The following is a 19,246-nucleotide window of genomic DNA, read 5'->3' on the forward strand; positions in this document are numbered from 1 at the left end:
ACCTGCTCAATAAAAAGGAGGCGGCAGCCTAAACAAGGGGGCCGGGCGGCACAATGACGAAGGGGGGCTCATACAGCCAGGGTTCAGCCTGGCCGTCCGATCGCTCACTCTGTTGGCAATCTTGCGGTCAGCCCCTCAGATGGAGAGTGCCGATACCGTCTGGGAGACCCTGTCCGCCTCCTGGTGGATCTCGCTCATCAGCTTGTCCACCCCGGCGATCTGCTGCTTGCCGAGTTCGGCGCTGCCCGCCACCCCGGCCATGTCGTCGGTCACCCTGGCGGTCAGCTCGCGGTTCTTCTGCACCACCCTGGCGATCTCGTCGGTAGAGAGCGACGTGCGGGCGGCCAGCTGGCGCACCTCGTCCGCCACCACCGCAAACCCGCGCCCCTGCTCCCCCGCCCGCGCCGCCTCGATGGCAGCGTTCAGGGCCAGCAGATTGGTCTGATCGGCGATGGCGCTGATGGTCGAAACGATGGCCTCGATGCTTCTGGACTGCTCGTTGAGCTGGCCGATGAGGGCGATGGCCTCATCCACCTGGGAGGCGATGAGGGAAGAGGTCTGCACCACGGCGCGCAGCAAGCCCGCCCCCTCCTCTGCGCTGTGCAGGGTCTCCTGGGCGGTGCTGTGGGCCAGGCGGGCGGCCTCCCGGGTGGCGTGGTTCTGCTCGATGCGCGCGGTGATGTCGCTGGCGAACTTCACCACCCGCACCACCTTGCCGCTGCCATCCCGGATGGGGTTGTAGGTCGCCTCCAGCCAGACGGCCTGCCCCCGGCTGTTGTGGCGCATGAAGAGGCCGGATTTGAACTGGCCCCGGGCCAGCTCCTCCCAGAAACGGGGCTGCTCGCGCAGGAAGGTTTCGTCACAGAAGATCCTGTGGTGCCTGCCCGCGATCTCCCCCAGGGTGTAGCCCATGACGCTCAGGAAGTTGGCATTGGCATGGAGGATGTCGCCGTTCGGGGTGAACTCGATCATGGCCCGGGAGCGGTCCAGCGCCTCGGTCAGCGCCTCGAGCCGCTCCAGCCGCTGGTGCTGTTCGGTGACGTCGCTGGCCATCTTGAGTACCCGGGTCACCCGGCCCTGGTGCTTCACCGGGAAATAGGTCGCCTCCAGCCAGCGCGTCTCCCCCTGCCGGTTCACGCGCTCGAAGGTGCCTGACTGCACCTCCCCCTGGGCGAGGCGGCGCCAGAACTGGCGATAGTCACCGGACTCCCCCCAGGCCCTTGGACAGAGCTGGCTGTGGGGCTGCCCAATCAGTTCGGCGGCACCATATCCCATCAGGGCCAGGAAAGGGGTGCTCGCCTCCTGGATGATCCCCTCCGGGCTGAAGATGACGGTGGCGGCACCCGCCTTGATCGCCTCTATGATGCCCTGCTCCTCGTCGAGCCGGGTCTGACATGCCTGCAACTGCGCTTTGAGCTTCTGATTGAACATGACACTTCTTCCTCGTTGACCATCCCCATGGGCACCACGGCCTCACCCACAGAGGGTATCGGCACCGCCAGCGCCGACATAAGTGGTCGGACGACTGAAACGAATGGGGCGCGCAGTGTATAGAAAAGCGGCGATGCCGCCAAGGGCTCCCAGTACGCAGCCCAGGCGAAAGAGGATCAGCCCGGCGGTGAAAAAGGCGGCTAACGAGCGGGAACGCACTCGAGACAGGCGGGATTGCCGGCAAAGCCGAACCGTTCGTAGATAGCGCGCCCATCACTGCTGGCATGGAGCCACAGCTTGCCCAGTTGCTGCTCGCGGGCATACGCCACCATGGCCACCAGCAGGGCATTCGCCATTCCCCGTCTGCGCCAGGCCGGCCGGGTGTAGATGTTGAGCAGGTACCCTTCCCGCCCCGCCAGATTGCCCGGGTAGGGCGGGCGCACGAAGAGTGCCAGGGTGGCGCACGCCACCACCTCGCCCTCCTCCTCCACCACCCAGCTACGGGCGCTGCCCTCTTCCTGCGCCTGAATGAAGTAGGCCTGCGTCGCCTCCCTGAGGACCGGATCCTCATCGGGCCGGGCAAGTTCCCCCACCTCGCAAAAGAGCGCCATGCGCAGTGTCGTCAGGGCAGGAATATCGGCCGCCAGGGCCTCGCGAACCTTCATCTCTTCTCCTTTGCATTCCTTTCCCACCCCTCAGTCAGGCAGGGCTCGTGTGCGGCCACCTTACGCCGGAGGCGAGCGACGGGCAAGGCGCCAGCTGTCGAGCCCCAGGGGGCCCGCCCCCCACACGGCCAGGGTCAACAGCATCCAGCCCCACAACTGGTGATCGTGAAAGCCTCCCGCCCAGAGGGCCGGGTAGGAGATGACCGCCATGGCGTTGAAGCCAAACAGCAGCAAGGCGACCGGACGGGTGAAGAGGCCCGCCAGCAGGAAGAGGGGCAGCAACAGCTCGGTCGCCGTGCCCGCATAGGCCGCCCACTGCCAGGGCAGCAGGGGCACCTGATATTCGAACTCGAACAGATAGAGGGTGCTGTCCCAGGCCGTTAACTTGAGCCAGCCGGATCGCAGAAAAATGGTGGCGACCCAGAGCCTGGCAAGCAGCAACAGGCCACCGCTGCACCAGGGCAAGATGCGTTCAACAAGGGGGCCAAGGGGCCTGGCAAGGGTTTGCGTTGTCATGGGGCAAGCTCCAGATCGACCAGCAGGTCGAGGGTGATGAGGGGGGCCAGGTGTTCGGCCATGGCGGGATCCTGAGCCAGCAGGCTGGCCAGCGGCCTGCCCTGCAGGCAGCCTTGCAGCAGACGCCAGGCGGCGGCATCCAGGGGAATGGGGTCGACCCGGTGTCCGGGGCGTTTCTTGAATGCCAGGGAGCAGACAGCATCCAGTTCCCTGACCGTCTCACCGCAGTGCAGGGCCATCTGCCAGAGCGCCAGCACCGGATGGGGGCTCTCCAGGAGTTGCAGATCGCAGGCAGGATGCAGCACCAGCCGCTCCCAGTGGTCAGGGGTCATGGCGGCAAGCCGCTCGGCGGGCCAGCGCCGCGTCTCTGGCGCAAGCAGCGAGACCCGCTCCAGCCCCCACTCGAAGCGGGCCAGATCCCCGAGCCAGGGCAACGCGGCCGTGGTGGGCAAGCGTGCCAGCCAGTCGCCAAAACCCTCCCCGTAGTCCATGACGCTCCCCTCCTCCAGAGGTGCCGCCAGCACGAACCCTCGTGCCGCCGCCTCAAAGAAGGTCTCGCCAACCATGGCGCGTACCGCGGGGTAGCTGCTGGCGAGCACCTCGGTGAGGCCGAGGATGAAGTTGTTGCGATAGATCTGCAACAGGGCGTCGGGGGCAAAGCGTCCCGGCTGGATGTGCCCGAGGATGGCATCATCCTGGCCGAGCAGACCGCTCGCAAAAGCGCGTTGCAGGGAAGCAAGCTCACACATGGACTGCCTCCCCGAGCAGACCGCTCACAAAAGTACCTTGCGGGGAAACAAGCTCAGACATAAGTGGCCTCCCCGAGCAGACCGCTCGCAAAAGTACCTTGCGGGGAAACAAGCTCAGACATGGGCGGCCTCCCTGGATGTTTGCTGCGCCGCGCTCAGGATCTCGCTGGCACGCTGCGCCTCTCCCAGCAGCACCGGCAGCGGGGGGATCGCCAGATCCCATTCAATCAGGGTGGGGATGGCGCGCTGCTGGCAGACCTGCTCGTAGAGCGCCCAGACGGGCTCGGCCACGGGGGTGCTGTGGGTGTCGATATAGAGGGGCCCCTGAGGCAGGTGCTTCTCGGTAAAACCGGCCAGGTGAATTTCGCCGACCGTGTCGAGGTCGATAGTCGCCAGATAGTCGTCCACCTCCAGGCCGTGATTGACCGCGCTCACATGGAGGTTGTTGAGATCGAGCAGGACGCCGCAACCGCTGCGCCCAGCCAGCTCGGCCAGAAACTCGGCCTCCCCCATCTCCCCCGCCAGTTGCAGGTAGGAGGAGGGATTCTCGATGAGCAGTTGTCTGCCCAGTGTCTGCTGCACCCGATCTATCTTGTCGCTCATGTGCAAAAGAGCGGCCCGGGTGTAGGGCATGGGCAGCAGATCGTTGAAATAGCGCCCGCCGATGCTGCCCCAGCTCAGGTGCTCCGACACCCGCACCGGCGAGATGGCCGCCACCAGGGCCGCCAGCTGGCGCAGGTGCCCGGCATCGAGAGGATCGGCGGAGCCCAGCGACATGCCGACTCCGTGAAGGCTCACGGGGTAGTGCCTCGCAAGCTCCGCCAGCACCTCGAAGCCCTGGCTGTGGCGCTCGAAGTAGTTTTCGCTGTGTACCTCAAGCCAGCCCACTCCGGGCAGGGTGTGGCGGATCTCGTCGTAGTGCGGGGGGCGTAAACCGATACCGATCAAGGGGTTCATGGCTGGGCTCTCAATAGATAGGGCCATGATGTGGCGGGCGCCACACCATGGCATGTGGCTTACTTGGGTTGCAGGGACCCGCCAGCGAGCTTCTCGCACAGCCCCTTGGGCACTACCACGAAGGCATCCCCCTGGGCATCCATCTTGGCGGTGCCGGCGCAGGATCCACCCTTGGTGGCGCAGTCGTTCTTGCCCGCCTTGACCACGCCGTAGCACTTCTCCTTGTCATCCGCAGCCATGGCCGGCGCGGCGATGAACTGGGCACCCAGGGCCAGCAGACCCGTCATGGCAGAGGCGATGGCAGTACTTTTTTTCACGTTCATGTCTCTATTCCTTGTTGTCGAGAGTGATGTCTCCGGCGCATCTCATCCGGCTACGTTCAATAGAACCGGACGAGGGGGGAAAAGATTTCCCAAAAAACGGCATCAACTCGCTATTAACAAACAAGAAAGCGGTAACCATCTGATTTAAAGGCATAAAATACGATGAAAAAAAACAGGGCGACGAGTGCCTCCCCCACGGTGCTCATGGCCGTTGACCCCGTCACTCGCCGTCCACCCCTTGTCTGCTTTGCACCCGAGGGGCCTATAGTGTCTTGAGTCCTTCCACCCAAAGGTGTCCCATGAATGCTCCCCGTCCCCCCAGATGCACCCTGTCGCTGCCCATCTTCATCCCGGGTCTGCTCTTCATCCTGGCGCTGCTGGCCATCTGCTCCCTGGCCCCGGAGGCCGCCGCCCGCTTCTTCGGCAGCGGCCAGAGCTGGATAGCCCAGCACTTCAGCTGGTTCTATGTGCTGGTGGTCGGCATGTTCCTGATCCTGCTGCTGGTGATCGCCTTCAGCCACTTTGGCAACATTCGCCTCGGGCCGGACGATGCCCGCCCGGAGTTCAGCTTCACCTCCTGGCTCGCCATGCTGTTCGCCGCCGGCATGGGGATAGGGCTCATGTATTTCGGGGTGGGCGAGCCCATGAGTCACTTCGTCTCCCCGCCCCAGGCGACGCCCCTGACCCAGGTGGCCGCCCGCGAGGCCATGGTCACCACCTTCTTCCACTGGGGCTTTCACGCCTGGGCCATCTACGCCATCGTCGGCCTGGTGCTGGCCTACTTCGGCTTTCGCTACAACCTGCCCCTGACCATCCGCTCCGGCCTCTATCCCATCTTCAAGGAGAAGATCCACGGGCCGCTCGGCCACGCGGTGGACGTCTTCGCCCTGGTGGGCACCATCTTCGGCATCGCCACCACCCTGGGCTATGGCGTGATGCAACTCTCGGCGGGGATCACCCGCCTCACCGGCATGGACACCTCGGGGGAGCTGTTTCGCTTCGGCCTCATCGGGGTCGTCATCGCCCTCGCCGGCATCTCGGCGGTCACCGGTCTCGACAAGGGGGTGAAGCGCCTCTCCGAGCTCAACCTCTTTCTCGCCATCGTGCTTCTGCTGTTCGTGCTGGTGGCCGGCCCCACCCAGTACCTGCTGGGAGCCCTCTCGGAGAACATTGGCAACTATGTCTCCTCTTTGAGCCAGCTCACCTTCCGCACCTTCACCTACAGCGAGACCCGCCAGGCGGGCTGGTTCGGCAACTGGACCCTGCTCTACTGGGCCTGGTGGATCTCCTGGTCCCCCTTCGTCGGCCTCTTCATCGCCCGCATCTCCCGCGGACGCACCCTGCGCGAATTCATCCTCGGCGTCCTGTTCGTGCCCACCGCCTTCAACCTGCTCTGGATGACGGTGTTCGGCAACGCCGCCATCTGGGCCAGCCAGCATGAGGGGGGCACAAGCCTCATCGACTCGGTCGGCAACATCGACACCCTGCTGTTCAACTTCTTTGACCTCTTGCCGGGAGCGGACATCACCTCGGCGCTCGCGGTGATCCTCATCAGCGTCTTCTTTGTCACCTCCGCCGACTCGGGCGCCTTCGTCATCGACAACATCGCCACCCAGGGCAAAGAGGGCTCACCGGTCTGGCAGCGCCTGTTCTGGGCTCTGCTGCTCGGGGTCACCGCGGGTACCCTGATGAGCACAGGGGGGCTGGCGGCACTCCAGTCCATGACCCTCATCGCCGCCCTGCCGTTTGCCTTCATCATGGTGCTGCTCTGCCTCGGACTCTGCCGCGGCCTTGTCGCGGACAAGGAGCACTCGGCCAGGCGCCTCTCCCCCGCCACTGACTTCTGGAACGGCAAGCAGTGGCGCACCCGGATGGATCACCTGCTGCGCCCCTCCACCGAGCAGGAAGCCCGCGCCTTTGTGGACAAGGTCGCCCTGCCCGCCCTGACGGCCCTGAGTCAGGAGTTCGCTGCCCGGGGCATCACCAGCCGGGTCGAAGAGGATGGGCCGGATCAGTGCCATCTGCTGGTGCCCCAGCAGGGTCGCCGGGACTTCTGCTACGGGGTGCGCATCGAGGCCCGCCCCGCCCCCGCCTTCAACCCCCTGGAGGCGGCCCACAACCACGATCCCGAGGCCCGCATCTTCGAGCCCATCACCTATTTTGCCGATGGCCGTGCCGGTTACGACATCCAGTACCTGACCCGGGACGAACTGAGTGCCGACGTCTTGCGCCAGTACGAGCGCTATCTGGTGCTGAGCCAGGACGAGGGGCAGGATCTGCTGAGCAGCGCCCCCGAACATACCCAGCCAACCCAGGGAGAGTGATGACCAGGCAGGGATCAAGTCAGCTCCCCGCCCAGAGCTTATGGCTGGGCACACTGGCGGCGAGGGCTACCCCCACCCCCCATCACAACAGAGAAAGGGGCCCCAGGGCCCCTTTCTCGTCAACTGCCTCAACCAGCGTTGGTGTCAGAGCCTCAACCGGCTCAGGCGGTTTTCACGCACTTCTGGATAAAGCTGTTCTTGGCCGCCCCGGCGAGCTTTTTATCCGCCGCCGCCTTCTCGCACTGGGTCGCCTTGTCGGCGGCTGCGTCCGTCTTCAGGCACTTTTGCACGAAGCTGTTCTTGGCTGCCCCCGCCAGCTTCTTGTCGGCGGCCGCTTTCTCGCACTGGCTTGCCTTGGCACTGGCGGAGGCATCCTTGACGCACTTGCCCACAAAGCTGGTCTTGGCGGCGCCCGCCAGCTTCTTCACCGCCGCCTGGGCCTCGCACTCTTGCTGCGCGCCAGAGGTTGCGCCCTGGGCCACCCCCATTCCCATGCCCATGACCGTCACACACAGACTCAACACCATCAGGATCCGCTTCATATGACCAACTCCCATCGTTCTATCCATTGTGGTTGGCCCCCACTCACGCGGGCCAAACGAGGCACCCTCGCCTCGCTGCACTATAGTCCCCCCTCCCCGTGACAACAAAATGCCCTTTCCTTCTCGACAACCTCACCACAGTCCCTCCCTCCGGCTCCCCGGCGCCTTCACTCAATTGTTGAGCTGGCGCAAAAATCCAGCGCTTCCTTGCGGTTGCGTCAACTTTTGACTGGTTTGCGTATGAGGCTTGACGATATGCTGGTCATTCGGCGCCTACTGCACCATCCGGGCCCCGCCCGCTGGTCGATGGAGCGCATTGGAAGCTGTAATCCAGGGGCGGTAGCGTGGGTATTAATTAGCAAACCACATTATTTTTATACATTGGTATTGAATATACTTAATTTTACTAAACAAGATTTCAAAACCTAACTCTAGGAACTGGTACCTCAAAGCTGAAATTAATAGTCAGCATCCATACTTATCCAACCTTACCTAATTTCGATGAGTATCACATGTCACAAATTGAACTAATAGAGATTAAAAATCACCCTGTTTTTCGTAAAAAGAAAATTGAATTTAAAAACTTCGATCATGACAAAAATATCTTCACTGTAATTATCGGTCAAAATGGATGTGGGAAAAGTGAATTACTGAGAGTTATCGCTGACTCAGTAAACAGCCACATCATTTACAATAGTAACATTGGGAGTATTAAAGTAGATACAGCAGGAGATATTACGTTTAAAAATGGAGAAATTCCGCAAAAAGTTCTTGCATCATCATTTAGCCTTAATGATAAATTCCCAATTCTAACTAGAAGAAACAAGTTATACCATGAAGACTATGAATATCTTGGCCTTAGATCTACATCCAATAATGCTTTTGTTGGAAAATATAAGAAGGAGTTTTTAAAAAGACTAGTAAATGTTTTATCAGAAGAACGAAGACTAGATGCTTTTACACAAGTTCTTGCAGAGCTTAATATCCCACTTCAATTTAAATTTTCTTTTAAATATGGAAGAGGTTTGAAAACAATATTGGACTCAAGTGATGAAGCAAACACTTATCATGATTTTGATTCAAAAGTTGACAATTTCATATCAAATAAACTAAAGAAGTCTAGATTAGACTACGAAAAATTATATGAAAGATTAAAATCAAGTCATTTCAAAACTGAAATATACAGTTTTATTAAAAGTAAAAGTAAAAGATTCAGTTCACTAGAATATCGAGTAGACCTATCAAACCCTATATACAACGATAAGTTCATGCAGGATTCTGCGATTTTAATAAATTTAATTGAATCTGGTGTGATTCAAATAAATGATTTTTCTTTTACAACAGTCAATGATTATTCATTTTCAGTTGCTAGTTCGGGGCAACATCATCTTTTTACAGAAATGCTTAATATTGCCTCATCAATTGTTGATAATTCGTTACTTCTCATTGATGAGCCTGAAATAAGCCTACATCCTAATTGGCAAATTAGATATATTGAACTATTAGAAATAATAACAAGCTCTTTTAGCAAGTGTCACACTATCATATGTACTCACTCTCACTTCCTACTTTCAAGCATTAATGAAGACGTATGCAGCATAATGCACACAAAAAGAACAAAAGATGGTGACGTAGAAATTACTGAATGCAATCAGAACACCTTCGGTTGGTCACCAGAACAGGTTCTATATAATGTATTTGGGTTATCGACAACGAGAAACCACTATTTTGAGCGAGACTTGAGGCTAATAGTAAACATTCTTTCCCGGGTCAATAAAAATAAAGAGGAAATTCATGAGCCATTAGAAAGAATAAAAAGATTTAACATAACAGATGATGACCCTTTAAAGTTACTAATCAATAGGGCAGATGAGTTTATAAAAAGGATGTAATATGTACAAACTAAAAAACATCCCACACTCTGTTGAATATACAGTTGAAGAACATGACTTGGCACAGTTACTCAACAGCAAGAATTATGATACGTGGACATGCCCATGTCCAACTAATGAGTTTCCTCGTGGAACCTCAACTAAACGAAAACAACTAAAAGATAAGCTCAAAGAGCAACTGTTGATATTGCAAAATAATCACTGTGCTTATTGCGGGGTAAATTTCCACCTTACCACAAATTCTAAAATTCACAGAGACCATGTTTTACCAAAAAATACAGATCGTTACAGAAAGTTCACCTTTGAAAGCAAAAACATTGTCCTCTCTTGTGATATATGTAATGGATTGGATACAAAAAAAGACAATGACTATGCAACAAACTACAATGATAATTATGAATTAATAAACACATCGATTGTACATCCACACTTAGACAATATAGAGGAACATGTTTTTTTAGACAATACATTTGAGGCCGTTGTTGTAAACAACTCAGCCAAAGGAGTAGAAACCATCAGAGAATTCAAACTTAACAGTGAGCGTAACCTTGTCTCCAGAGGTGCGTTTATAATTTTAAATCAAGAACCAATAAGTGATGATGACCATGCATTATTAAAAAGTATCAGCAACAAATTTCGGTCCACCTCCTAAATAAAAATCTAGCCCCCTACCTTTCTGAGCTAGCCATTATTAAGCCGGCTATATCTATCATCACACGCGGCACCTCCAAGAACCCGATAAAAATCGTTCACACAAGCAATGTTTACCTGGAAGCCGCTTGTTCTGACGTTGTCAAAAAGGCGATTTCCCAATTTAGAAGATATCGAGCCACCGTTCTGGATGCTCGGAAACAAAAAACCATCCCGCCCGGGATGGTTTTTTATTGGATGGCTCGCAAAGCGAGGGCCCTCTTACCACCGCCCCTGGGGTGGCTGCTGGTTGCGCGACTCCACCATGGCAATGAGGATGGCCATCAGGCTCGATATCAGCATCAGCCCAATGGCGATGGGAAACGTCACCAGGATGTAAGAGAAACGCCCGATCTCTGCCGCCGGAGAGTCCGATAGCATGATCATTGGCAGGGGGAAGACCAATAACAGGGCCAGGTAAAACATGATCCTGGCGATCATCAAGGGGGTTTTGAGGGACTGGGTCACTATTTTTCGGTACGGCCACATGATGGTTTGCTCCCTGCACTGTGGTGTTGTTGTCGATAAGCCGCGCCGTCGAGGCATCTGCGGCCCTGCTCGTCCATGAAGGGTGTCAAGCAGTCCCCTGATTAGCAGCCACGGCAGGCCGGGTCAACGGGCCACAGGGGGCCGGAAATGACCCACAGACAGGGTTGTGCTGCCAGGGACGAGCATAACAACGAGAGTGCAAACCAGATTCGTAAAAATGTCGCAGCAATCACTGTCGGTGCACTTTCTGCCAGAAGATTGTGAGGCACAACCAAAACGGGGAGTTGCGCCGTGGGCTGCGCTGTGATGCCCCCTCCCAGGCAGAGCGGTGCCCTGCGTGCGGCTCGGGTTCCCCGGCCTGGATGGCTTGGCTCTTGCTACTCAATCTGGCTACTCAATCTGACTAACCGGTCTGGCTGCACGGCCTTGATGGTGCGCCTTGATTACGCACGCTATACACGCACTCTGGCTACGTCGAGCCAGTGTGACTGCGCTAGTCGGTTGCAGGCCGATCGCCGGGTTGCTGCGCCCCCAGCAGCGTGGTGCCGTAGGAGTTGTCCACCGTGCAGCGCCACTGCCCGCCGGGCTCTTTGCGAAACACATAGGTGGCGCGCCGGGTCTCGTCGAACCAGCCCTCCCCGACCGGGTAGCGCAGCCGGGTCTCCATGATCACCAGGGCGTTGTCGGCCCCCTCGATCACCTCCATGGCGCCCTGGGTCACCTCAAGCTGACCGTCAAAGTAATCGGAGATGGCACTGAAGGCGCGGCGGATGGCGGGAATGCCGCGCACCACCATGCCGGGTTTGACCACCAGGGCGGCGTCTTCGGCGTAGAAGGCCATCAGGGCGTCGAAGTCGCCCCGGGAGATGGCGGCGTCACAGGTCTCGATCAGGGTGCGCAGGGGATGCGGGCTCATGCCGTGCTCCTTGTTTCAGGGGGATCTGGGCGGGCTACCCGCCCTATACCGGACATCAATACCGGACATAAAAAAATCCCCCGCTTTCGTGAAAAAGCGGGGGATCGTCAGCGTCTCATGACGGCTTAACCGAGCAGGAAGGCCTTGAGGCGGCCAAAGTCTGCGGGCAGATCGTGAGACAGGAGCGGCAGCGCGGCGTGCTTGGCGAGCGGGCCCGGCAGCGGCACATCCAGATTCAGGATCTCGTCCACCGACTCCTTGAACTTGGCCGGATGGGCGGTGCAGAGGAATACACCGACCTCGTCTTGCCCAAGCTGCTCGTTCAGCAGATCCCAGGCAATCGCCCCGTGGGGCTCGCACAGGTAATCCAGCTGATGCAGGCGTTTGAGCGCATCGCGGGTCTGGGCATCGTCACGCATGCCTGAGCCCAAGGTTTCCAGCGCCCAGCCCTTGCGACGGCACAGCTCTTCCACCCGCGGCCAGTTGTTGGGGCGGCTCACGTCCATGGCGTTCGACAGGGTCGCGACCGTCTGGTGCGGCTCCCACTGGCCGGTTTTCAGGTAGCGCGGCACGGTGTCGTTGGCGTTAGTGGCGGCGATAAAGCGCTTCACCGGCAGCCCCAGCGCCTTGGCGATGAGACCCGCGGTGAGGTTGCCGAAGTTGCCGGACGGCACGCTGATGACCGCCTTGGCGCGTTGGGCTTTCGGCAACTGGGCCACGGCTTCGAAGTAGTAGCAAACTTGGGCCAGCAGGCGGCTGATGTTGATGGAGTTGGCGGAGTTGAGGCCGATGGCGGTCTTGAGCCCTTCATCGTCGAAGGCATCCTTGACCAGCGCCTGACAGGCATCGAAGTCACCGTCGATGGCGAGGGTGCGGATGTTGCCCCCTAAGGTGCAGAAAAGCGCCTCCTGCAAGGGGCTTATCTTGCCCTTGGGGTAGAGGATCACCACTTCAATACCCTCCAGGCCGTAGAAGGCGTGGGCCACGGCGGCGCCGGTGTCGCCGGAGGTGGCGGTGAGGATGGTGATCTTGTCATTGGTTCTGAACGCAGCCAGACACTGGGCCATGAAGCGGCCGCCGAAATCCTTGAACGCCAGGGTCGGGCCGTGGAACAGCTCGAGGGCATAGGTGCCGTCTTTGAGCTTCACCAGAGGCGCCGGGAAGGTGAAAGCGGCGTCGATAAGCTCGCTCACCTTGGCAGCCGGTACTTCGTCACCCAGCAGGTGGCTCAGGATGCGGGCCGAGCGCTCGGCCAGCGGCAGATCCAGCAGGGCATCCACGTCGGCCAGCGGCTCCAGGGTCTCTGGGAAGAACAGCCCCTGCTCGCGGCCCAGACCCTGACGCACCGCCTGCGCGAAGCTCACCTGTTCACTCTTGTCCTTGATGTTGTAAAGATTCATAGCTCGCTTCCTGTTACCCGTGCCCCGGCCATGTCCAGTTTGCAGACCCGGGCAAATCCATCTTCATTGCGCACGAAGTGCGCTTCCATCCACTCTTTCATGCGTTCGGCCTGGGCCAGATCCTTCATCACCACGAACACGGTGGGACCGGACCCCGAGATGCCGGTGGCCAGCGCCCCGTTCTGGGCCCCCTGGGCCCGCACCTCGTTGAAGCCTTCAATCAGGGTCGCGCGATAAGGTTCGGCGATCACGTCTTTCAGGACGCTGGCGGCCAGCCCTTCCTGGCGGCTGTAGCTGGCATGCACGAAGGCGGCCAGCCGGCGGCCATAGGTGAGGCAGTCCTGGCGGCGATACTGGGCCGGCAGGATGGCACGGGCGGCGGCGGTGGAGACCACGGTGCCCGGGTAGCAGACCACCCAGTACCACTCGTCAAACACCGGGATGCCCTGGCTGATGACGCCCCCCTCCTCCAGCACCAGTTGCATGCCGCCCAGATAACAGGGCGCCACGTTGTCGTAATGGACGGAGCCGGAGATCTTGCCTTCCATCTCCCCCATCAACAGCAGCAGGTCGTGTTCATTCAGGGGCGCGCCGTGGAAGGCGTTGAGCCCTTCCAGCGCCGCCACGACGCTGCAGGCGCTCGATCCCAGACCCGAGCCCACCGGCAGGTTCTTCTCCAGCACCATTTCCAGTGGCTTGAGACCCAGGCCGCGCTTCTCAAGCGCCTCGCCATAGGCGACCCAGCAGTCGTGGAGGATGTTCTTTTTCGGGTCGTCCGGCAACTTGTGGGCGTAACGGCCCACGGAAGAGAGAGCGAAAGGCACCTCTGCCGATTTGACCTGGACGCGGTCCCCCAGCAGGGAGCCATCCACGGGGGCGAGCGCCGCCCCCAGGACGTCAAAGCCCACGCTCAGGTTGGCGCTGGAGGCCGGGGCATAGGCCACCACGCTGCCGCCGATTTCTACATTCGGGTTCATCTCTGAACTCATGTTACAGCTCCTGCTTCCAGTTCTGGGTGCGCAGCACGTCGGCGAAGACACCGGCGGCGGTCACTTCGGTCCCTGCGCCATAGCCGCGCAGTACCAGGGGGATGGGCTGGTAATAGGTGGAGAAGAAGGCGAGCGCGTTCTCCCCGTCTTTTACCTTGAACAGGGGCTCGTCGCCACCCACCGCCTTGATGGCCACCTTGCACTTGCCACCCTCGATGGAGCCGACGTAACGCAGCACCTTGCCTTCACGCTGGGCCGCCGCGAACTGGTCGCGGAACCAGCCGTCGGCCTCGGGCAGGCGGGCCATGAAGGCTTCCACGTCGCCGCTCACGTCAAAGCCCGGCGGCAGTGCCTGCTCCACCTCCACATCGGAGAGCTCCAGCGCCATGCCGGCCTCGCGGGCCAGGATCAGGAGCTTGCGAGCCACGTCCATGCCGTTCAGGTCATCGCGGGGATCCGGCTCGGTGAAGCCGTTGCCGCGGGCAATCTTGGTGGCGTCGGAGAAGGCCATCCCCTCGTCCAGCTTGCCGAAGATGAAGGAGAGTGACCCGGACAGGATGCCGTCGAAGGCGCGCAGCTTGTCACCGGCCTTGATGAGGTTTTGCAGGTTCTCGATGACCGGCAGGCCTGCGCCCACGTTGGTCTCGTACAGGAACTTGCGACGGGTCTGGCGGGCGGTGCGGCGCAGCGCCTTGTAGTAATCGAGCGACCCGGTGTTGGCCTTCTTGTTCGGGGTGACCACGTGGAAGCCGGCCCCGAGGAAATCGGCGTACTGGACGGCCACGGCTTCGCTCGAGGTGCAGTCGACGATCACCGGGTTGATGAGGTGGCTCTCTTCCACCAGCTTCTTCACCGCCTCCAGGCTGAAACTGCCTTGTGCTTCCACCAGCTGTTCACGCCAGTTGGCGAGGGCCAGACCATCCTTGTTGACCGCCATCTGGCGGCTGTTGGCGATGCCGACCACCCGCAGACCGGTGCCCTGCTCGGCCAGTACCGACTGCTGGCGGGCAATCTGATCCACCAGGGCTGCACCGACGCCGCCCACCCCGACCACGAAGAGATCGATGAACTGCTGGCTGCCAAAGAAGTTCTGGTGGCACGCCTTGATGGCTTCCGCCACCTTGCCGGAGCGCACGACCGCGGAGATGGAGCGCTCGCTCGACCCTTGTGCGATGGCGACGATGTTGATGGAGGCCTGGGCCAGGGAGGTAAAGAAGCGCGCCGCCATCCCCTTGGAGGTGCGCATGCCGTCACCGATGAGGGAAATGATGGCCAGATCGGTCATGATCTCGAGCGGGTCCAGCAACTGGTTCTTGAACTCCAGCTCGAACTCGCGCTCCAGCACCTTGCGGGTCTTGTCGCTGTCGTAGCTGTGGATACAGAAGCTGACGCTGTACTCGGAGGACGACTGGGTGATCAGCACAATGCTGACCCCGGCGCGGGAGACGGCGGAGAAGATGCGACCGGCCATGCCCACCATGCCCTTCATGCCGGGACCGGAGACGTTGAACATGCACATGCCGGAGAGATCCGAGATGGCCTTCACCTTCAGATCGTCATCCCCCTGATCGACCCCGATGAGGGTACCCGGACCCTGAGGGTTGAAGCTGTTCTTGATGAGGCAGGGTATGTGGAACTGGGCCACGGGGGCGATGGTCTTCGGGTGCAGCACCTTGGCACCGAAGTAGGAGAGTTCCATCGCCTCTTTATAGGAGAGGGTTTTGAGCAGATAGGCATCCGGTACCAGGCGCGGGTCGCAGTTGTAGCAGCCCTCCACGTCGGTCCAGATCTCGCAGCACTCGGCATCGACGCAGGCGGCCAAGACGGCGGCGGAATAGTCGGAGCCGTTGCGGCCCAGCAGCACGGTCTCGCCCTTGTCGCTGCCACCGGTGAAGCCCGGCATCAGGTAGAGACAATCAGAGCGCAGGCCCTTGGCGGCGAAGCGCACCCGGGAGGCTTCGATGTCCACGTGGGCTTCGAGGTAGCCGCCATCGGTGACCAGCAACTGCTCGGGCACGATGAGATCCAGCTCGAGGCCGCGCACCCGCAAGAGCTCGTGCATGAAGGCGATGGAGAGGTTCTCGCCACGGCTCAGGATGCGGGCCTGGACGTTGTCCGGGCACAGCCCCAGCAGACGGATACCCTGCATCAGCCGCTCGACCTGATCCAGCTCGGCGGTGAGACGAGCCTGCAGCGCCTTGTCATCCAGCGCGGGATAGGCGGCCTTCAAGCCGGCCAGCAGGCGGGAGAAGATACCGTTGATCTCGAACAGGGTACTGCTTGCATCCATGCCGCGACTGGTCTGTTCCACCAGGGCGACCAGGTGATTGGTCACCTTGGCCGGTGCCGACAGCACCAGGGCCACCTGGGATTGGCCGTGGGTATTCACCGCGATATCGGCAACCCGCAAGAAACGCTCTGCGTCGGCCAGTGACGACCCGCCAAATTTCAACACTCTCATCGCTATCTCCCTGTATTCCCTGCAAATTGATCTGCTAATAGGTCTAAAAACAATCCAACAAAAAAGGCCCGTACTGGGTGGGTACGGGCCTTTTTCTGATTTCTGTGCTTGTTCGTCAGCGCATCAACCGGCCCCAGTGCCACCTGTGGTGGTACCGGTAATAATGGTGGTGGTGATGATGTTGGTGAATAGCTGCATGACGAACACTCTTGAACGAATCTGGTTGTTAGCAATACCGCGCCCGGCGAGGGGCTGTCAACCTAAACCTCCTTGCCAAACTTGCGGGCAAGGTCTTTGCAGAGCAGATGGAGCATATTGAGATCCCGCTGCGGCAGCATGGGCACTCGGTCCATCACCCATTGATGTAGTTTTTCATCCTGCGAAACTCCGAGTTCACCAAGCAATTCTGCTGTTTTTGATTTCAGCACGCGAACCTGCCCGGCACTCTCGAAATTTTCTGCTACGTCCTGCTCGTCGCTCACTTTCTGGTCATCGAGCAGCGGACTCAGCTCATAGGCATACAGCATGATCGCCTGACCCAGGTTCAGGGACGGGTATGAGACCTTGAGAGGCAGGTAGCTGATGAGATCCACCTGGGCGAGCTGTTCGTTGGAGAGTCCGGACTCCTCGCAGCCAAACACGATGGCCACCTTCTCGAGGGAGGGCTTGGCCCGGATCTGGTCGCGAATGTCCGCCGGGGTGAGGTAGTGCTGGTAGCGGCCGCGCTGCCGGGCGGTGGTGGCGACCACCAGATCCATGTCCGCCAGGGCCTCTTCCAGGGTGTCGAAGGCTTGCGCATCCGTCAGGATCTCCTGCGCCCCGTGGGCAACCCAGCTCGCCTCCTCCTCTTCGTGCACCCGGCTCCCCACCAGTCGCATGGCATCGAAGCCCATGGTCTTCATGGCGCGGGCAGCAGCCCCCACGTTGGCTGCACGGGCGGGCGACACCAGCACAAAATAGAGTTTCATCGGGTTCTCTCCAGGATGGGGCCGACGCCGCGAACTGCGGCGAACCGTCGGCAAAACAGGGGCGCAATCTACCGTTTATCCCGAAATATTGCCACTTGAACAGATGTTTGGATGTTGCCATAGTGGCCTTGGACGCGAGTCCGCCGCCTCAGGGCACTGACGCCATGGGCCCGACAGATCACAAGGAAGAGAGAGATGCAGCAGCCATTGGAGCAGGCGGTCGCCGAGACGATCCTGCAACGTTTTGAGTCGTTTTACAGCCGCTTTCTCGAGATAACCCAGGGCAGCAAGAGCCGTTTCGAGAACAGCGACTGGCTGGGGGTGCAGCTCGCCGGTCGAGAGCGCATCCGCCTCTATGATCACCATGTCGGCGCCACCACGGCGCAGATCAAACAGATGATGGGGGAGCAGCTGCCGACCCAGGCCCTGCTCAAGCAGGTGAAAGGCGCCTTCAGCGATCTCCTGCCCCGCTGCGAGAACTTCGAGGTGGCGGAGTCCTTCTTCAATTCCGTCTATCGCCGCATCTTCCGCCATCGCAACATCCGCGACGAGAACCTTTATATCCACCCCTTCGTGAGCCGGGGCGACAAGCCTGACCTGGGATCCTTGCTGCGTATCTATCGCACCGATCTCTCCCACCTGCCCCAGACCCTGAGCCAGCTGCTCGGGGATTACAGCTTCACCCTCCCTTTCGAAGACAAGCAGCGGGACATCATGGACATCCACCGCCATCTGGCAGAGAGCGGCCCGGCCATCCTGCACGAGGAGCCCTTCGCCATCGAGCTGCTCAGGGAAGTGTTCTATCGCAACAAGGGAGCCTATCTGGTGGGGCTCATCCGGGTGAAGGGCGAAGTCTATCCCTTCATCCTGCCCTTGCTCAGCACCGGTCAGAGCATCTATGTGGACACCGTCATCTTCGAGCCGGAGCTGGCCTCCATCGTGTTCGGCTTCGCCCGCGCCTACTTCATGGTCTATGCCCCGGTGCCGGCGCTCTTTGTGGCCTTCCTTCGCCAGATCATGCCCCGCAAACCGGACTATGAAATCTACAACGCCATCGGCTGCCAGAAGCACGGCAAGACCGAGCTCTATCGCCACTATCAGCAGCACCTGGCCCAGAGCCGGGAGCAGTTCGTCATTGCGCCCGGCATCAAGGGGATGGTGATGAGCGTGTTCACCCTCCCCTCCTACGATGTGGTGTTCAAGGTGATAAAAGACGAGTTCACCCCGCCCAAGGAGGTGAGCCACGAGCAGGTGAAGGAGAAATACCGGCTGGTAAAACAGCACGATAGAGTGGGCCGCATGGCAGATACCCAGGAGTTCACCAACTTCGAATTTCCCCTCGATCGCATCTCGCCGGAGCTGTTGACCGAGCTCAAGGCGGTGGCGCCTTCTGCGCTTACCCTCACCGCCGACAAGCTGGTGATCAAACACCTCTACACCGAGCGCAAGATGATCCCCCTGAACCTCTATCTGGATCAGGCGGACGAACAGCAGACCCGCCTCGCCCTGGAGGAGTACGGCAACGCCATCCGCCAGCTCGCGGCGGCCAACATCTTCCCAGGCGACATGCTGTTCAAGAACTTCGGGGTGACTCGCCACGGCCGGGTGGTCTTCTATGACTACGACGAGATCTGCTACATGACGGAGTGCAACTTCCGCCAGATCCCGCCGCCGCGCTACCCGGAGGACGAGTGGAGCGCCGAACCCTGGTATTCGGTGGCACCCAACGACATCTTCCCGGAGGAGTTCGCCACCTTCCTGCTGCAAAAACCCCAGGTGCGGGAGATCATGATGCAGTTGCACAAGGAGCTCTTCGACGCCAACTACTGGAAGATGCTGCAGAGCAACATCAAGGATGGGATGTTCGAGGATGTCTATCCCTACCGGCGCAAGAAGCGGTTTCGCTTCCAGCGAGGGGGATGACCCGGCATCAA

At 59.6% G+C, this 19,246-nt stretch carries 17 protein-coding genes and 1 other annotated feature; of the genes, 4 read left to right on the forward strand and 13 right to left on the reverse strand.

Annotation, left to right across the window (positions count from 1 at the left end):
* Positions 1-135: 135 nt before the first annotated feature.
* From OKC41_RS08175 to OKC41_RS08200, 6 genes are all read right to left on the reverse strand, one after another.
* A complete protein-coding gene (locus OKC41_RS08175; RefSeq protein ID WP_270671869.1) occupies positions 136-1,431 on the reverse strand; it encodes a PAS domain-containing methyl-accepting chemotaxis protein in 1,296 nt (431 codons plus the stop codon).
* A 200-nt stretch (positions 1,432-1,631) separates the two neighbouring features.
* A complete protein-coding gene (locus OKC41_RS08180) occupies positions 1,632-2,096 on the reverse strand; it encodes a GNAT family N-acetyltransferase (RefSeq protein WP_042864187.1) in 465 nt (154 codons plus the stop codon).
* 60 nt (positions 2,097-2,156) lie between these two features.
* Positions 2,157-2,612, reverse strand: a complete 456-nt coding sequence (locus tag OKC41_RS08185; protein WP_041213281.1) for a DoxX family protein — start codon at positions 2,610-2,612, stop codon at positions 2,157-2,159.
* Entirely contained in the window at positions 2,609-3,361 is a 753-nt protein-coding gene (locus tag OKC41_RS08190) for a DNA-binding domain-containing protein (protein WP_270671870.1), read from the reverse strand. Before OKC41_RS08190 ends, OKC41_RS08185 begins: the two co-directional genes overlap by 4 nt.
* A gap of 114 nt (positions 3,362-3,475) precedes the next feature.
* The gene (locus tag OKC41_RS08195; protein ID WP_041214773.1) at positions 3,476-4,318 is read right to left on the reverse strand and encodes a DUF692 domain-containing protein; all 843 of its coding nucleotides are present in this window, start codon (positions 4,316-4,318) and stop codon (positions 3,476-3,478) included.
* A 59-nt stretch (positions 4,319-4,377) separates the two neighbouring features.
* Positions 4,378-4,641: a DUF2282 domain-containing protein gene (locus tag OKC41_RS08200; protein WP_010673595.1), complete on the reverse strand. Its 264-nt coding sequence runs from the start codon at positions 4,639-4,641 to the stop codon at positions 4,378-4,380.
* 299 nt (positions 4,642-4,940) lie between these two features.
* Here OKC41_RS08200 and OKC41_RS08205 point away from each other — a divergent pair, with 299 nt between their 5' ends.
* Complete coding sequence (locus tag OKC41_RS08205) at positions 4,941-6,965, forward strand: BCCT family transporter (RefSeq protein ID WP_010673594.1); 2,025 nt, start codon at positions 4,941-4,943, stop codon at positions 6,963-6,965.
* A 161-nt stretch (positions 6,966-7,126) separates the two neighbouring features.
* Here the strand turns inward: OKC41_RS08205 and OKC41_RS08210 are convergent, their stop codons facing one another.
* On the reverse strand, positions 7,127-7,507 hold the full coding sequence (locus OKC41_RS08210) for a hypothetical protein (RefSeq protein ID WP_134997486.1): 381 nt from the start codon (positions 7,505-7,507) through the stop codon (positions 7,127-7,129).
* A gap of 512 nt (positions 7,508-8,019) precedes the next feature.
* Here OKC41_RS08210 and OKC41_RS08215 point away from each other — a divergent pair.
* The gene (locus OKC41_RS08215; RefSeq protein WP_270671871.1) at positions 8,020-9,399 is read left to right on the forward strand and encodes an AAA family ATPase; all 1,380 of its coding nucleotides are present in this window, start codon (positions 8,020-8,022) and stop codon (positions 9,397-9,399) included.
* A 1-nt stretch (position 9,400) separates the two neighbouring features.
* Positions 9,401-10,051 carry a hypothetical protein gene (locus tag OKC41_RS08220; protein WP_270671872.1) on the forward strand — a complete coding sequence of 217 codons (651 nt, stop codon included), beginning with the start codon at positions 9,401-9,403 and terminating at the stop codon, positions 10,049-10,051.
* A gap of 260 nt (positions 10,052-10,311) precedes the next feature.
* Here OKC41_RS08220 and OKC41_RS08225 read toward each other — a convergent pair whose 3' ends face one another.
* The 6 genes from OKC41_RS08225 to OKC41_RS08250 form a co-directional block, all read right to left on the reverse strand.
* The gene (locus OKC41_RS08225) at positions 10,312-10,578 is read right to left on the reverse strand and encodes a hypothetical protein (RefSeq protein ID WP_041214771.1); all 267 of its coding nucleotides are present in this window, start codon (positions 10,576-10,578) and stop codon (positions 10,312-10,314) included.
* Between the two features lie 493 nt (positions 10,579-11,071).
* Positions 11,072-11,494 carry a DUF4440 domain-containing protein gene (locus OKC41_RS08230; protein ID WP_270671873.1) on the reverse strand — a complete coding sequence of 141 codons (423 nt, stop codon included), beginning with the start codon at positions 11,492-11,494 and terminating at the stop codon, positions 11,072-11,074.
* Between the two features lie 125 nt (positions 11,495-11,619).
* Positions 11,620-12,894, reverse strand: a complete 1,275-nt coding sequence (gene thrC / locus OKC41_RS08235; protein ID WP_041214769.1) for a threonine synthase — start codon at positions 12,892-12,894, stop codon at positions 11,620-11,622.
* Positions 12,891-13,883, reverse strand: coding sequence for a homoserine kinase (gene thrB / locus OKC41_RS08240; protein ID WP_270671874.1), 993 nt, complete (start codon positions 13,881-13,883; stop codon positions 12,891-12,893). Before thrB ends, thrC begins: the two co-directional genes overlap by 4 nt.
* 1 nt (position 13,884) lies before the next feature.
* Positions 13,885-16,344 carry a bifunctional aspartate kinase/homoserine dehydrogenase I gene (gene thrA / locus OKC41_RS08245; protein WP_201893466.1) on the reverse strand — a complete coding sequence of 820 codons (2,460 nt, stop codon included), beginning with the start codon at positions 16,342-16,344 and terminating at the stop codon, positions 13,885-13,887.
* A 57-nt stretch (positions 16,345-16,401) separates the two neighbouring features.
* Positions 16,402-16,532, reverse strand: a sequence feature (Thr leader region).
* A 72-nt stretch (positions 16,533-16,604) separates the two neighbouring features.
* Positions 16,605-17,312 carry a tRNA/rRNA methyltransferase gene (locus tag OKC41_RS08250; protein WP_039039357.1) on the reverse strand — a complete coding sequence of 236 codons (708 nt, stop codon included), beginning with the start codon at positions 17,310-17,312 and terminating at the stop codon, positions 16,605-16,607.
* A gap of 195 nt (positions 17,313-17,507) precedes the next feature.
* On the opposite strand from OKC41_RS08250, the gene aceK reads away from it, so the two are divergent.
* Positions 17,508-19,235 carry a bifunctional isocitrate dehydrogenase kinase/phosphatase gene (gene aceK / locus OKC41_RS08255; protein ID WP_139700941.1) on the forward strand — a complete coding sequence of 576 codons (1,728 nt, stop codon included), beginning with the start codon at positions 17,508-17,510 and terminating at the stop codon, positions 19,233-19,235.
* Positions 19,236-19,246 lie beyond the last annotated feature (11 nt).

The sequence above is a fragment of the Aeromonas sp. QDB17 genome, from assembly GCF_027705305.1.
GTDB lineage: Bacteria > Pseudomonadota > Gammaproteobacteria > Enterobacterales > Aeromonadaceae > Aeromonas > Aeromonas caviae.

Coding starts and splice junctions, on each gene's coding strand:
- OKC41_RS08250 (WP_039039357.1), bottom strand. CDS start 17,312: ATGAAACTCTATTTTGTGCTGGTGTCGCCCGCCCGTGCAGCCAACGTG.
- OKC41_RS08190 (WP_270671870.1), bottom strand. CDS start 3,361: ATGTGTGAGCTTGCTTCCCTGCAACGCGCTTTTGCGAGCGGTCTGCTC.
- OKC41_RS08185 (WP_041213281.1), bottom strand. CDS start 2,612: ATGACAACGCAAACCCTTGCCAGGCCCCTTGGCCCCCTTGTTGAACGC.
- OKC41_RS08195 (WP_041214773.1), bottom strand. CDS start 4,318: ATGAACCCCTTGATCGGTATCGGTTTACGCCCCCCGCACTACGACGAG.
- OKC41_RS08220 (WP_270671872.1), top strand. CDS start 9,401: ATGTACAAACTAAAAAACATCCCACACTCTGTTGAATATACAGTTGAA.
- thrC (WP_041214769.1), bottom strand. CDS start 12,894: ATGAATCTTTACAACATCAAGGACAAGAGTGAACAGGTGAGCTTCGCG.
- OKC41_RS08210 (WP_134997486.1), bottom strand. CDS start 7,507: ATGAAGCGGATCCTGATGGTGTTGAGTCTGTGTGTGACGGTCATGGGC.
- OKC41_RS08180 (WP_042864187.1), bottom strand. CDS start 2,096: ATGAAGGTTCGCGAGGCCCTGGCGGCCGATATTCCTGCCCTGACGACA.
- OKC41_RS08225 (WP_041214771.1), bottom strand. CDS start 10,578: ATGTGGCCGTACCGAAAAATAGTGACCCAGTCCCTCAAAACCCCCTTG.
- OKC41_RS08175 (WP_270671869.1), bottom strand. CDS start 1,431: ATGTTCAATCAGAAGCTCAAAGCGCAGTTGCAGGCATGTCAGACCCGG.
- thrB (WP_270671874.1), bottom strand. CDS start 13,883: ATGAGTTCAGAGATGAACCCGAATGTAGAAATCGGCGGCAGCGTGGTG.
- OKC41_RS08200 (WP_010673595.1), bottom strand. CDS start 4,641: ATGAACGTGAAAAAAAGTACTGCCATCGCCTCTGCCATGACGGGTCTG.
- aceK (WP_139700941.1), top strand. CDS start 17,508: ATGCAGCAGCCATTGGAGCAGGCGGTCGCCGAGACGATCCTGCAACGT.
- thrA (WP_201893466.1), bottom strand. CDS start 16,344: ATGAGAGTGTTGAAATTTGGCGGGTCGTCACTGGCCGACGCAGAGCGT.
- OKC41_RS08230 (WP_270671873.1), bottom strand. CDS start 11,494: ATGAGCCCGCATCCCCTGCGCACCCTGATCGAGACCTGTGACGCCGCC.
- OKC41_RS08205 (WP_010673594.1), top strand. CDS start 4,941: ATGAATGCTCCCCGTCCCCCCAGATGCACCCTGTCGCTGCCCATCTTC.
- OKC41_RS08215 (WP_270671871.1), top strand. CDS start 8,020: ATGTCACAAATTGAACTAATAGAGATTAAAAATCACCCTGTTTTTCGT.